This window comes from Brachyspira murdochii DSM 12563, assembly GCF_000092845.1.
Taxonomy (GTDB): Bacteria; Spirochaetota; Brachyspiria; order Brachyspirales; family Brachyspiraceae; genus Brachyspira; species Brachyspira murdochii.
This window is the reverse complement of record NC_014150.1, coordinates 1048423-1062482: the sequence shown is the minus strand read 5'-3', so window position 1 is coordinate 1062482 and position 14060 is coordinate 1048423. Positions and strand designations below refer to the sequence as shown.

The following is a 14060-nucleotide window of genomic DNA, read 5'->3' as shown; positions in this document are numbered from 1 at the left end:
TTATAAATGCATTAAAAAATATTGTTGTTTTAATAATTTTTTTTGATAAAAATGATGTAATATGCAATTATTAGTTTATACTTAAAACTTTTATTTATAATAATTATATAATGACAATAAGATAATATTTTTGTTGTATATATTTATTCTGGGGATTTATAAGTCCCCTTTTTTATATTATAAAATTTGATATTTATTCATTTTCGTATAAAATATCATTTAAATATTTAAAATAAAGGTATTGTATGTCATTTTCTTTTAATGTATTAAAAACAAGTTCTCAAACTTCAGCCAGATTAGGAAAAATTGAAATAAATGGTATAGAAATAGATACTCCAGTTTTTATGCCTGTAGGTACAAAAGCAACTGTTAAGGCTTTGACGCCTCTTATGATAGAAGAGACAGAAAGTAAAATAATACTTGCTAATACTTATCATTTGGTATTAAAACCGGGGCTTGAGGTATTAAAGAAATTCGGCGGTGTTAAAAAATTTATGGCTTGGAAAGGTGCTATGCTTACAGATTCAGGCGGATTTCAGGTATTTTCACTTGCAAAATTAAGAAATATTAATAATGACGGTGTTGAGTTCAGCTCCCATATTGACGGATCTAAATATTTATTTATGCCTAAAAGTGTAATGGAAGCAGAACATATTATAGGAGCAGATTTTATAATGTGTCTTGATGAGTGTTCTAAAGCTGATGCTTCATATGAATATGCTAAAGAGGCTATGCTTAGAACTCATAAATGGGCTAAAGAATGTAAAGACTATCATGACAGCACACCAAACAGCGAATATCAGTATTTAGGCGGAATTATACAGGGCGGTATGTTTGATGATTTAAGAAAAGAGAGTGCTGAAACTTTAGTAAATATGAATTTTCCTTTTTATTCTATAGGCGGACTTTCTGTGGGGGAAACGCCTGAAAAGATGCATGATGTGCTTTCTAAAGTGATGCTTTATACAGATAAAAGTAAGCCTCGTTATTTGATGGGTGTTAGTGAGCCTCGTGATATACTTAATGCTGTTATGGAAGGTATAGATATGTTTGACTGTGTTATGCCTACCAGAAATGCCAGAAACGGCGAAGCATTTACTATGAATGGTATTGTTAGAATAAGAAACTCTAAATACAGAACAGATGATACAGCTCTTGAGGATAAATGCGACTGCTATACCTGCCGTAATTTTTCTAAAGCATATCTTAATCATTTGGATAAAGTACATGAAATACTCTTTTCTACGCTTATGACCATACATAATGTTAGGTTTATGCAGAGATTTATGAAAGATTTAAGAAGTTCTATTGAAAATGACAGATTTGCCGATTATAGAAAAGATATGATGTTAAAATTTTATGAATAATTGATTAATAATTGTTTTACATATATTATAAATTATTGTATTATATACATTATTATAAAAATAATTTAGTGAGTTTGTTTATGGCTAGTAAATATGCTAAGCAGTTAAATAAGTATAACGCTATTTTAGAGAAAAAGCCTAATGATCCGTATACTTTATCTATTTTGGCTAGAATTGCTCTTAAAGAAGCTAGACTTAAAGATGCTGAAGAGTATTATAACTCAATATTATTAAACTGCCCAGATTACCCAGAAGCATTATATATGACTGCGTTTTTTTATATGAAAAAAAATCAATATGATGCTGCTTTGAGTTATTTTAATAAACTTATAGCAAATGGTAAAGAAAATGCTTTTGTATATGAATATATGGCTGTTATGGATAAAATAAATAGAAAAGTATATTTAGAAAAGGCATTGGAATTATCCAGAAATACAAAAATAAGACCGAAAGATTATAAAAGATGTTCATATATAGCTTTTCAGTCATTTGCTTGGAGAGAGTATGATATAGCGTTGGAATATGCTAATTTTGCATATAATGCTAAGCCTACAAACGATATTATTAATCTGCTTGGATGCATATATCATCACAATGAGGATTATGATAAGGCACTTTCGCTTTTTCATGAGGTTAATGCCAATTATGAGGGGCTTAATCCTTATGTTTTATGCAATATATCTTCCTGCTATAAGAAAAAAAATAGTAATAAAATGGCAATAAGATATTTAGAAAAGGCTTTAGATGTTGATAAGAATAATAAATTAGTATATTATAATATAGGTTTAATACATGCTGCTACTGGAAATAAAAAACTTGCAGCAGAAAATTTTGAAAAGTCTTTAGAAATAGATAATAATTATGAAGAAGCTAAAAATGCTTTGAATGCTATTAAAGAATAGATATTTTTTAATAGGAAAAATTTGTTTAAAAACATTTAAATATTAGTTAATTTAGTATACTATATGGTATCTAAAATTTGAAAAAACGTTAATGGGGTATCGTAACAGTGAATTTTTTTGATTATATTAAGTACAATTTATTTAACATAAGAACACCCGAATTAGTAGAAAAAATGCGTATGGAAGAGTATTCGGACAGAATATCAAAGCAGAAATATGATTTTGTAGATTTGAAAACAAAAGCTCTTACAGCTGCTTGTGCTAAATTTATATTTGAAATGTATAAGGTTATAGGTCCTCTGCTTGCTCCTCTAAAAGAAGAGTTTATAGTAAAAGACGGAAAGCAGTTTTCGTATTATTTAATAGAGTTTTCTTTCAGCAGCGAGATTAAAGAAATATATTCGACTTTAAATAGAGATTATATGCTTGCTAAAATACAGGAGGGAAATAATCCTAATTCAGTATTCAGCGAAGTAAAAAATAATTTTGTGAAGTTTAAAAAATATATAAGCGGCGAAAACGGTAAGGAGATAAATTTGACATTTAATCTTCTAAAAGACTTTGCTCAGCTTTCAAATTTCGATTTCTTCCTATTTCTAAGAGCTTTCTGTCCTTCATTTGTAGACGGTGCTTATAGTTCTAATCCTCAGTTTAAGCCTAGTTCTAATATACAGATAGTTGATGACTTGGTAAAATTGGATTATGCGGTTAGTTCTATAGTAATAAGAAAAGAACTTTTATCTGCTTTAAATGTTTTTCAGCAGTATTTAGGCGTTCCTGCTATACCGGAAAAAAATATCAAATCTTTTCTTGCTAGGGTAAAATATTTGCAAACTCCTAATTTGCTTCATGATATTATAGTATATCTGCTTAAAGATTTTACATACAAATGCACAGTAAGTCCTTCAAATGTGAATATATTTGTAAATTATATTACAGACTTCACTAATAATCTTAAAAAAGATATGGACAGTATAGTTGCTGATATAAAGAGCAGTAAAATAGCCGGAATGCGTAATAAAATGTTCAGCGGTATAGAAATATTAAAACTATCAAATGTTAATGAAGAGAAAAATGAGCAGCTTGAAAAATTTGACTGCCCTATATTTACTTGTGTAGAGCCGCTTCAGTATATAAAAACTTTTATTATAGAGATGTTTGATGTAAATTATAAAGATCCGCTTAATGATATGTTTTTGGGTGCTGAGTTTGTTCATAAAGATAGAAACTCATTAGGATTAGATGCCTTTTATATATTGAACGATGCTAGGGAAGTTATACAGAAATTTGATACTACATTAAGTCCGGAATCTGAGAACTTTAAGCGTCTTAAAGGCTGGATAGTTTCTAAAAATAAGGCTAATGCTAATAGAGATTTGATAGAAACTATGGTTAATAAAATAGATGCTGAAGGAAACAAAATAATTCTTAGTGTTTATAATGCTGTTTTAGATTTGACTACTATAGTAAAGAATATACTTGAAGACTGCGGAAATGGTACAAAAATAGAAATAAGTAATGCAAATAAAATTCAGTATTTACCTAAATTTAATTTGGACATTGCAAAACATATGCTTAATGATTTTGATAACTTTATTGCTTTAATGAAAAATTTTGTAAGATAATGGATATTTCTGATGAATAAAACACATAAAACTATTATACAAGTTATAGCAGGAATTGTTATTAGTATAGTATGTCTGTATTTTGCTTTTAGAGGCATTAATATAAAAGAATCATTAGAAGTAGTAAAAAATATTAATATTTTATATTTTGTTATTTCTCTCATATTAAGCGTTGTTATAATAGCATTAAGAGGCTTAAGATGGGAATGTTTTATACCTCTTAAGAAACATATAAAAAAAAGAACCGTTGTGATGGCTACATATATAGGATATATGGGAAATAATATACTTCCTGCCAAACTCGGAGAGGTGGCACGTGCTTATATTTTGGGTGTAAAAGAGGATGTGAGCAAGTCGGCATTGATAGCTTCAGTTGTTACTGAAAGATTATTTGATGTTATAACGGGAGGAGTTATACTTTGTCTTTCAGTTATATTTATACCTAATCTGCCTTCAACTGTTACATATGCTGCCATTGCTTTATTTGTTTTATCTATAGTTGGTTTTTTGGTATTAATATTTTTGGTTTGGAAGCGTGATTTTGCTCATAAGGTATTTCATAAAGTATTTGGTATACTTCCTAAAAATATTGGAGACAAACTTATTTTATTTTCATGCAATTTTATAGACGGTATAGGATTTAAAAATGATGCTAAACATATATTTTTAATATTTTTCTATACTATTCTTTATCTTATAGGGCAGATACTTACTATAAGTTTTCTTCTTATGGCTTTTGATATTAAGGCTTCTCCTATAATAGCATTATTTGTATTTGCTGTAGGAGGTTTTGGTTTTGCTGTGCCTTCTGCTCCTTCTGGAATAGGACCTTTTGAATGGGCTATTATATTTGGGCTTTCTTTAATAGGGGTAGACAGAACTGTTGCTGCTCCTTATGCTCTTGTTTATCATATGATGGGAATAGTGCCTATAATTATAATAGGTTTTATATTTTTATTTATGCTTGGTGTAGATTTAAAAACTGCCACTAAAAGTGATAATAATGAAGCAAATTAAGAAATAATTAATATATGGCGTTCTTTATCTTTACTCAATAATTTTAGTATTTCTATATTATATTTATTTTTTTGAATATTGGATAGTTCTTCTTCTATTTTTTCCATTTTGCCTTTATACAATACTAGTTTTGAATTTTTATTTTTTTTAAGTTTATTAAAAATTTTTATAAGTGTAGATATATCAGAAAAAGCTCTTGAAGTTACTGTATCGTATTTTTCTTTTATCTCATAAGCATTGATGCATTTTATTTCTATATTGTTTAATTCTAATTCTTTTTTGGCAAGTCTTAAAAATTCGCACTTTTTATTTTTGGATTCGCATAATGTGAACTTTTTATTATTATAGATAATAGCAAGCGGTATAGACGGAAGTCCGCCTCCGCTTCCTATATCTATTATATTATCATAATCATGAAATATATTTAATGCCAAAAGACTGTCTGCTATATGATCATAAAAAAAATCTTCTGTGGTTTTAGCACCTGTAATATTAACATTTTTATTATAATCCATTACAAGATTTGCATATTTTAAAAGTTTATTTTTATTTTCTTCAGTTATTTGCATATTTGTAATAGAGCTTATAGAATTATAATCAAACATTATTTTATTACCAGCCTAGTTTTTTAGCATCTTGTTTTGCTTTATCGCCTGCTGATACATTTGTAATATTGTATCTTATCTCTCTTTTATCAGTTTTGCTTTTCATAATAAACTCCTGAGGGTAGGGTATATTATTCACTGTAGTGTAAGAGCCTAACTGTACATCAATAACATTATCCATAAAAGCAGTAGAAAAACTCCTTATTCTATATGAGCTAGCTGAAAAAACTATTGTATCTACTCTGTCTATATATCCTATTTGTAAAGTATGCCAATTTTTTCCAAGTGTGATATTGCTGCTTACTATTTTTTTTGATAAGTCTATAAATTTATAATCGAGTATATCAGCATAAACTTTTGGAAAACGCATAATAGGAGCTTCCAAAGCAAACTCATCAAAATTCCTTTTTAAAGGAGTTTCTGCTTCAGGTAAATCTAATGTAAGATTGTTATTATTAACTTCAGCATCAAATATAAGGCTTCCTAAAAGACCGTCAACTACATTCATATATTTATTATTGCTGTTTTTATAATAATTAACAAGCATAGGCATTTGGTCTAAATCATCGCCGCTGTAAAATGCTCCTCCTGCTGAGTATATAGATGTAAAAGGAGATTTTGAGAATCTGTTAAAAGCTTCTTTCATTACATCTTTTTCATTTTGAGCAAATAAAGTAACCGACGACACTAATATAAATATAATTAAAAAAATAATATTTTTATTTATCATTATTTGTAAATCCTCTTTCTAAAAATTATATATGATAAAACCTATTTAATTATTCTCAGTTAAACTTTTTATTTTCTCTTTTATTCTATTTTCATCATAATCAAATTCTTTTTCATAAGATGATATTGATTTTCTGTAATATTTAAGAGCATTTTTATAATCATTTTTAGCGTAATAGGCGTCTGCTATATGAGCGTATATCTCAGCTTTAGAGCCTTCATCTATATATAATAATGCCTTTAATAAAGTTCTTAAAGCATTATCATAATCGCCTTTCTTATAGTATGCCACTCCTAAAGTATCTATATAGTGAGGAGATTTTGGTTCTAATGATACAGCATTTTTTGAGAGACTTATTGCTCTGTCCAAATCCTCTCCTAAATCAGTTAATGCCCAAGATAGGCTGTTTATATTTTCTGCTGAGTTTGTGTCTAATGAATATTTATAATTAGCATAAAGCAATGCTGAGTCTTTATTATTTGCTGCTAATGCTGTTACATATGGAATATTTATTCTGTAATCATTTGTGTTTGATTTATTATTAGAAAAATATTCAAAGTCTTCATTTAAATATTTAATAGTATTCTCACTATCTTTATTAACAAATGATGCATATGCTTTTAAGTAGCTGAATGAATATTGTGTTTTTTCATATTTTTCAGCGGCACTTATTGCTAAATTAGCCTCTCCTATATCGCTTGCTGTTAATACCAATGATACTAATTCATTTTCTTTTATATTTTTATTATCCAAAGATAAATATTTTTCTATCATTTCTTTAGATGATTTATAATTATTTTGGTTTTTAAACTCTAATGCAGCCTGAAGATATAGATTATTAAACTTTCCGCTTTTATCATAATTTATTAAATTGTCTATATGTTTAGGTAAAGCATCTATATTTTTTATCATAAGATAGAATGATATTATATCCATTTCTGATTTTATTTTATCATCTTTGCTTCCTGTTTCAGTTATCATTTTATAATATGTTTGTATAATATCCAAATCTATTTCTCTTCTGTCTAAATCAGTTTCTATCATATTTAATGCATTGCTGTATCCGTTAGTTTCTGCTTCCATAATTATTGATAATATTTTAGGAGTATTAGGGTATGAAGGATCTATTTCATCAAATAATTCATTATTATATTTATCAGCCATAAAACTTAAATATGCACTTAAAAATAAAGCATCATCAATTATAATACTGTTGGAATAGGCTTCATTATATTTTTCTAAAGCCTGATAGCTTTTTACTACTGCATAAGAAGCACTATACTCATCACTAGGAGCTAACTGAACATTTTGAAGTTTATTTAATCTTAATAGAGCATTATTAAATTTGCTTAAATAAAACTCGCTCATACCATAATAAAAATTATAATACTGTATATAATTATTGCTTGCTTTGTTATTTTCATTTACTTTATTAAAATAATATACAGCCTGTTCAAATTCTCTTTTCTGATAGTATGTAAAACCTAATAATATCAATGCATCATTATTTGTATTATCTATTTCATAAGCAGTCTGCAGATAGTATCTTGCTTTGTCTATATTGTTTATTATAAAAATATTTCTTTCGGCTGCTTTAACTAACAGTTCTGTATCTTCAGGGTTATTTAGAACTAAATTATCATAAATTTTTGAACTTTGATAATATTCTCCCAAAGCTTCATGAGTTTCTGCTAATGTTATATATATATCTTTATTTTGAACATATTTAAGAACTTCTAAAAGTATCACTTTTGCACTTTCCAAGTCTTTAATAGTTTCTGCTGTTGCCGTTTTAGAAGCTAATGCTCTTTCTTTATAATACAAAGCTAAAGTATAAGCTGCTTTTGCTTCTTCTTCATTTCTTATATACTGTGAACCTTCATACACATTTTTTTCATTAGTTTGGGCAAATGATATACCAGCTGCCATACTAAAAATCAGCAATACAATACTAATAAGTCTAAACATACTACTCATAACTCCAGAATTTTTTAAAGTTTACATAATTTTAATATATATCGGCATTTATATCAATATACAAAATATGTATATATTTTTAAGAGAGTATAAAAGAAATGATTTAATTATTCTTCTTCTTTAGGTTTTTCTTCAGCTTCTTTTGCAAATGCCTTTTCAAGCAAATCTTCTAATTTTTTATTAGTATAAAAGTCAGCTTTTACTTTGGCTGCTATTTCTAAAGTAGTTTTTCTAGGTATTTTTATAGTTTCGCCCATAAAGATATTATAATTATTTTTCATAAGTTTTATGGTTTCATATCCCATAAGTGTTGTAAGAAGGCAGAAATGTCTGTAGCCTAGAGATTTTTTTTCTATAGTCATTATGTATTCTATGGAGTTTTTAAACTCATGCATAGCTGACTCTATCATTTTACTTAAAATTTCCATAGATTTATCCATATAAGCACCATCTTCAAAATATGGAGCTGGATTTTCATTATCAAATAATGTTAAAGGCCAGAACACTCTTTTTTCTTTATAATCAATTTTGGCATCTTTTATAATATTTACTTTTTGTAGGAATCTTCCTAAACTTTTAGCTTTTTCTCTGTCTAGTTCCAAATTATCAAGCATTTTTACAAGTTCTGTAAGATAAACTCCAACAGTACCTGCTACATAATAACAGTAATCGTCTAAATCTTCAAATGTAGATATAGTGTGATCCTGATAATATACCATTCCATAGCCCATTTCTCTTAAATAGGATACTGACATATTTTTTATTTCCTGTTTAAAAGCAAAAAATGCCTTCAATACTACTTCTATATTTTCTATTAATATTTTATCATTTTCATTGATAGTATGATCTATAACTACCTTTTTAAAGTTTTCTAAATTATCAGTATTTTCTGATTTTAAAATATTTATAAATCCAGTTATTAATGTTTCTTTATCCTGTGCTGTATGGCTTGAATCCTCTATAGTATCTATTATCCTTGCAAGTAAGTACTGAACTTCTACTTTATTTTTTTTATTTTTATCTAGTAAAGGTATAGTTAAAGCAAAACTTCTTGAAACAAGGTCTAGTAAATATTTAGTATTAATTTTTGCAGCAGCCATATATTATTTTTCCTAACACTTTATTTTTTCTAATAAGCATACGCAATGAACAGCAATAGCCTCTCCTTTACCTACAGAGTCCATCTTTTCATTTGTTTTTGCTTTTATTGAAATATTTTCTATATCAGTTGATAGTAATTTAGATAGATTTTCTCTCATTGTATCTATATAATTTCTTAGTTTTGGTTTTTCCAAAATTATTGTAATATCTATATTTCCGATATTATAGTTTTTTTCTTTCATTATAGAAACAGTTTCTTTTAATAAAATAACTGAAGATATGTCTTTATATTTTTCATCATTATCTGGAAAATGGCTTCCTATATCTCCAAGAGCTAATGCTCCAAATATAGAATCTATAACCGCATGAATAACTGCATCAGCATCGGAATGACCTTTAAGCCCTAATTCATATGGTATTTCAATGCCTGCCAATATTAGCTTACGATTTTCAGTAAGTATATGCAAATCGTAACCATTACCTATTCTCATTTTATTAATTTCCTGTTTTATTTTTATGTATAAATTATACAAAAATAGATTAATTTGTCAAACTATTTTATGTACCTTAAATATTAATCATATAGTTTATTATATGTTTTATATGTAGTATTAAATACATGTTTAATATAATGTAAACATTAAAAAAAATTAAATTCTATATATATACATTGAATGCATAGAAAAAATTTATATAATACTATGTATAGAAAAAATTACGGAGCAAGACAGATGAAAAAAATAGGTCTCTTACCTAGAATTATAATAGGTATAATTTTGGGTATATTAGTTGGTATGTTTCTTCCAGCACCTATAGTGAGAATATTTGTAACTATAAGTGCGATATTCAGTTTATTTTTAAATTTTATTATACCTTTGATGGTAGTAACATTTATAGGGTATGGTATTGCTAATTTAACGGAAGGAGCTCCTAAGTTAATAGGTATTACAGTTATTATATCATATGCTTCTACATTGATAGCAGGAAGTATAGCATTTTTTGTAGCTTCAAATCTATTTCCTACGCTTTTGGGTTCTGCTACTTTAAGCAATATAAAATTGGAATCTGGTTTGGAAAGTTATTTTACTATACCACTAAAACCTTTATTTGATGTTACATCAGCTGTAATATTTGCATTTATATTAGGTATAGGAATTACTTTGTTAAGACCTAAAGGACAGGGGGCAGAATTATTTTCTATAGTAAAAGATTCTGAAGAGGTTATACAAACTATATTAAAAAATATTATTATTCCAATACTTCCTCTTCATATTTTGGGTACATTTGCTAATTTAGCATATGCAGGAAGCATACAGCATATTATAGTGATATTTGCTAAAGTCTTTGTTGTTGTTATTATTCTTCATTTGCTTTATATAACAGCTTTATTTATTATTTCGGGTATTATAGGAAAGAAATCTCCTTTAATGCTTATCAAAAATCAAATACCTCCTTACTTTACAGCTATAGGTACTCAAAGCAGTGCGGCAACTATACCTGTTAGTTTGATAGCGGCAGAGAAAAACGGAGTATCCGAACAAATTAGAAAATTTGTAATACCTCTTTGTGCTACTATACACTTGGCAGGTTCTATGATAACTATTACATGCTGTTCTACTGCTGTTATATTAATATTAGGACAAAATCCTACATATAGTTCAATACTTCCTTTTATACTTATGTTGGGAATTGCTATGGTTGCTGCTCCCGGTGCTCCGGGCGGTGCTATAATGAGTGCTTTGCCTTTCCTTTATATGGTTGGAATCACTGGAGAAGAATTGCAGGGACTTATGATAGCATTATATTTAACTCAGGATTCATTTGGTACTGCTGCTAATGTTTCTGGAGATAATGCTATTGCTGTATTTGTTGATTGGTATTATCAAAATAAAGTTAAAAAAGATGCTGCTTGATTTTATTATTTAAATTAAAATGAGAATATAAAAAGACGGTTTCTTAAAGTTCTTAAGAAGCTGTCTTTTTTTATTATTACTGTAATTAAATTTGGCGTACATTTTTTATTTTATTATAACTCAGATAATTAGTGCTTACAAATTTGTTGCTATATTAAACGCACGGTGAGCGATTTTTTTTATATAGTTTGTATGTTATTATTAATATATTTGTATTTTTAATTTGATTCTGCGTGCGGTTTAGATATTGTAAATTTTAATAAAATTTTGGGCGGGTGCTGTAATTACAGAGAAGATTATAAAAAATATAATAGTTATTATCATAAACAGAATACTAAATATATAGGGCGGGAATTAAAATAAAGCAAAAAAGAAAAAGATTTTAATACCCTATTGAAGTATAATTTATTTTACTGTATTATTATCAAAAATTATTATAAGATAAAAAATTATGAATACAAAAACATTAATCAATATATTTGCAGTTATTTTAATACCAATTTCTATTTTATTAATTTTTATTTCTTCAATAATAATGATAATTTCAGATTATGTTATGATTACATATTATCTTATGATTGCAGCTTCTATAGTTTTTATAATCAATTCTATAATGTTATTTATAAAAAATAATTATAAAACATTTACTATAATATTTTCATTAACATTTGTATTTTCATTGATAATAATATTTATTAATATTATATATATTTATAATAACAGGGATATAAATTTTAAAGAAGTTAATAATTATGTAATAGCTGATTTATATTATCCTTTTACTGATATAAGAAACACTAATTCAAAAGTGGTAAAGCTCACAAATGAATCAAGTTTAATAATAACAAATAATTTTCCAAGACTTGATGGTGAAATTGAATTTTTTCCGATTTATTCAGCATTTGCAGATGCTGTTTATAAAATAACAGTTACAAATAATAAATATACTAATATGTTTTTAAAGCAAGTTCCATTTGAAGAGTACATGCTAACTAATGATGATGGAACAATAGAAACTATTTACGACAGAGCAACAAACAGCAATTATGATACAGCTTATGTTTTATGCTCAACAATTTATTACAACACTTATAAAAGCTTTTTATATGATAATGTTTATAAAAATCTTATAAATGGTAAAGTTGATATAGTTTTTGTAAATGCACCTTCTAATAAAGATATAGAAATGGCTAAAACTAATAATATAGATTTTATATTAATACCTATAGGAAAAGAGGCATTTGTATTTTTTGTAAACTCTCAAAACAAAATAGATAATCTTTCAAAAGAGAATATAAAGGACATATACACAGGAAAAATCAATAATTGGAAAGAAGTTGGAGGAGATAACATGAAAATAAGAGCCTATCAAATGGATAATATTGGAAAATGGCAAATTACATTTACAAACTTTATGGCTTCAATGAATGCTGAAAATAGCATAATGAAGCCTGATACAAAAATAGGATTTGATTTGAATTCTGGATTTACTGAAAATGTAAAAGAATACCGCAATAGAAAAAATGCTATAGGATATTCATTTTTATTTAATATTCATGAAATGATAAACAACAATGAAATAAAAACTCTTGCTATAGATAATATAAAACCAAATAAAGAAAATATACAAAATGGTTCTTACACTCTGTCAACTACATTTTATGCTGCAACAACTAAAAGAGCTTTGGAAGAGAATCCAAATGTTCAAAAATTAATAGATTTCATACTTTCAGAACAAGGTCAGTATTTAGTTGAAGAGACTGGATACACTCCTATAATTAATTAAAGTAAAAAATTATTGTATATATTCTTAAAAAATAGCTTAAATTTTGATTTAATTGTAAATATTGTAAAATAATTGTAAAAATATGCTTGATTAAAATTGTTTTACATTGTATTATCCTTTCTCTAATATGAAGTAAAAAATTATATTTTAGAGGATTATAAAAAATATGAAATTTTTAGGATTTATGAATTATATATACACAGTTATAAAGGGTTTTATTATAGGAGCTTCAATGCTTGTACCGGGTTTCAGCGGAGGAACTATGGCTATGATACTTGGTATATATGATAAATTAATATCCTCTTTAAGCGGTATTTTAACTTTTTCAAAAAACGAAAATTATTTAATTAAAAATAAGTTTAACTTTTTATTTTTAATATTTTTTTGTGCGGGATCTCTTTTAGGAATGGTGATAATATCAAAGCCTTTATCAAACCTGATAGATAAGTATTACACTGTTTCTGCCTTCTTTTTTATGGGGGCAGCACTTGGAGGTTTTAATACAGTTTATAATAAGACTAAAGCTTATAAATTCAATTTTGTGAGTATTATATACATACTATTAGGAGCAGCGATAGTATATTTAATATCAATTATACCAGAAGGTTTTTTCAGCAGCTCATCAGACAGAAGCGAAGTATTTATGTATTTTATACTTATAATAGCTGGTTTAATAGTAGCCATTGCTATGATACTTCCGGGTATAAGTGTGTCATATATGTTTTTACTTTTGGGTATATATCAGGAAACTATTGATGCACTACATAATCTTTATTTCCCTTATTTAATTCCTTTAGCTATAGGTGCTATCTTAGGGGTTGTGCTTACTACTAAAATTTTAGAATATTGGATGGAGCATTATGTAAAGGCTTCCTATTTAATAATATCCGGTTTTGTATTAGGTTCTATTATACAGGTTTTTCCCGGACTTCCAAAAGGCATAGAGTGGGCATTATGTCCTATAATGTTTTTAGCGGCTTATTTCCTTATAAGACTTTTACAGAGATTTGATCCTGATAATAGATAATGTTTTTTTA

At 26.9% G+C, this 14060-nt stretch carries 12 protein-coding genes; 7 read left to right on the top strand and 5 right to left on the bottom strand.

Annotated features, from left to right (window positions below; all coding sequences use genetic code 11):
• Positions 1–245 precede the first annotated feature (245 nt).
• The 4 genes from tgt (at position 246) to BMUR_RS04525 (ending at position 4911) form a co-directional block, all read left to right on the top strand.
• Positions 246–1367, top strand: a complete 1122-nt coding sequence (gene tgt, locus BMUR_RS04540) for a tRNA guanosine(34) transglycosylase Tgt (RefSeq protein WP_013113424.1) — start codon at positions 246–248, stop codon at positions 1365–1367.
• A gap of 80 nt (positions 1368–1447) precedes the next feature.
• Positions 1448–2269 carry a tetratricopeptide repeat protein gene (locus tag BMUR_RS04535; protein ID WP_013113423.1) on the top strand — a complete coding sequence of 274 codons (822 nt, stop codon included), beginning with the start codon at positions 1448–1450 and terminating at the stop codon, positions 2267–2269.
• A gap of 107 nt (positions 2270–2376) precedes the next feature.
• Positions 2377–3894, top strand: coding sequence for a DUF5312 family protein (locus BMUR_RS04530; protein ID WP_013113422.1), 1518 nt, complete (start codon positions 2377–2379; stop codon positions 3892–3894).
• Between the two features lie 12 nt (positions 3895–3906).
• Positions 3907–4911 carry a lysylphosphatidylglycerol synthase transmembrane domain-containing protein gene (locus BMUR_RS04525; protein ID WP_013113421.1) on the top strand — a complete coding sequence of 335 codons (1005 nt, stop codon included), beginning with the start codon at positions 3907–3909 and terminating at the stop codon, positions 4909–4911.
• On the opposite strand, the gene rsmG is transcribed toward BMUR_RS04525, so the two are convergent.
• From rsmG to ispF, 5 genes are all read right to left on the bottom strand, one after another.
• Entirely contained in the window at positions 4908–5516 is a 609-nt protein-coding gene (gene rsmG, locus BMUR_RS04520) for a 16S rRNA (guanine(527)-N(7))-methyltransferase RsmG (RefSeq protein ID WP_013113420.1), read from the bottom strand. The genes BMUR_RS04525 and rsmG overlap by 4 nt on opposite strands.
• Before the next feature lie 7 nt (positions 5517–5523).
• Entirely contained in the window at positions 5524–6246 is a 723-nt protein-coding gene (locus tag BMUR_RS04515) for a hypothetical protein (RefSeq protein WP_013113419.1), read from the bottom strand.
• A 45-nt stretch (positions 6247–6291) separates the two neighbouring features.
• Positions 6292–8214, bottom strand: coding sequence for a tetratricopeptide repeat protein (locus BMUR_RS04510; protein ID WP_013113418.1), 1923 nt, complete (start codon positions 8212–8214; stop codon positions 6292–6294).
• Between the two features lie 116 nt (positions 8215–8330).
• Positions 8331–9323 (bottom strand): squalene/phytoene synthase family protein, encoded by a 993-nt coding sequence (locus tag BMUR_RS04505; protein WP_013113417.1) that lies wholly within the window; start codon positions 9321–9323, stop codon positions 8331–8333.
• A gap of 12 nt (positions 9324–9335) precedes the next feature.
• Positions 9336–9815, bottom strand: a complete 480-nt coding sequence (gene ispF / locus BMUR_RS04500; protein WP_013113416.1) for a 2-C-methyl-D-erythritol 2,4-cyclodiphosphate synthase — start codon at positions 9813–9815, stop codon at positions 9336–9338.
• A gap of 240 nt (positions 9816–10055) precedes the next feature.
• On the opposite strand from ispF, the gene BMUR_RS04495 reads away from it, so the two are divergent.
• The 3 genes from BMUR_RS04495 to BMUR_RS04485 all read left to right on the top strand — a co-directional run bounded on the left by BMUR_RS04495 (position 10056) and on the right by BMUR_RS04485 (position 14050).
• The gene (locus BMUR_RS04495; protein WP_041749981.1) at positions 10056–11237 is read left to right on the top strand and encodes a cation:dicarboxylate symporter family transporter; all 1182 of its coding nucleotides are present in this window, start codon (positions 10056–10058) and stop codon (positions 11235–11237) included.
• Positions 11238–11688: 451 nt separating this feature from the next.
• A complete protein-coding gene (locus BMUR_RS04490) occupies positions 11689–13023 on the top strand; it encodes a PstS family phosphate ABC transporter substrate-binding protein (RefSeq protein ID WP_013113414.1) in 1335 nt (444 codons plus the stop codon).
• Between the two features lie 166 nt (positions 13024–13189).
• Positions 13190–14050, top strand: a complete 861-nt coding sequence (locus BMUR_RS04485) for a DUF368 domain-containing protein (RefSeq protein WP_013113413.1) — start codon at positions 13190–13192, stop codon at positions 14048–14050.
• The last annotated feature ends 10 nt before the right edge of the window (positions 14051–14060 follow it).

Bases quoted from the DNA above. Each gene is read 5' to 3' on its own strand.
- tgt (WP_013113424.1), top strand. From the start codon at position 246: ATGTCATTTTCTTTTAATGTATTAAAAACAAGTTCTCAAACTTCAGCC.
- BMUR_RS04535 (WP_013113423.1), top strand. From the start codon at position 1,448: ATGGCTAGTAAATATGCTAAGCAGTTAAATAAGTATAACGCTATTTTA.
- BMUR_RS04525 (WP_013113421.1), top strand. From the start codon at position 3,907: ATGAATAAAACACATAAAACTATTATACAAGTTATAGCAGGAATTGTT.
- rsmG (WP_013113420.1), bottom strand. From the start codon at position 5,516: ATGTTTGATTATAATTCTATAAGCTCTATTACAAATATGCAAATAACT.
- BMUR_RS04515 (WP_013113419.1), bottom strand. From the start codon at position 6,246: ATGATAAATAAAAATATTATTTTTTTAATTATATTTATATTAGTGTCG.
- BMUR_RS04510 (WP_013113418.1), bottom strand. From the start codon at position 8,214: ATGTTTAGACTTATTAGTATTGTATTGCTGATTTTTAGTATGGCAGCT.
- BMUR_RS04505 (WP_013113417.1), bottom strand. From the start codon at position 9,323: ATGGCTGCTGCAAAAATTAATACTAAATATTTACTAGACCTTGTTTCA.
- ispF (WP_013113416.1), bottom strand. From the start codon at position 9,815: ATGAGAATAGGTAATGGTTACGATTTGCATATACTTACTGAAAATCGT.
- BMUR_RS04495 (WP_041749981.1), top strand. From the start codon at position 10,056: ATGAAAAAAATAGGTCTCTTACCTAGAATTATAATAGGTATAATTTTG.
- BMUR_RS04490 (WP_013113414.1), top strand. From the start codon at position 11,689: ATGAATACAAAAACATTAATCAATATATTTGCAGTTATTTTAATACCA.
- BMUR_RS04485 (WP_013113413.1), top strand. From the start codon at position 13,190: ATGAAATTTTTAGGATTTATGAATTATATATACACAGTTATAAAGGGT.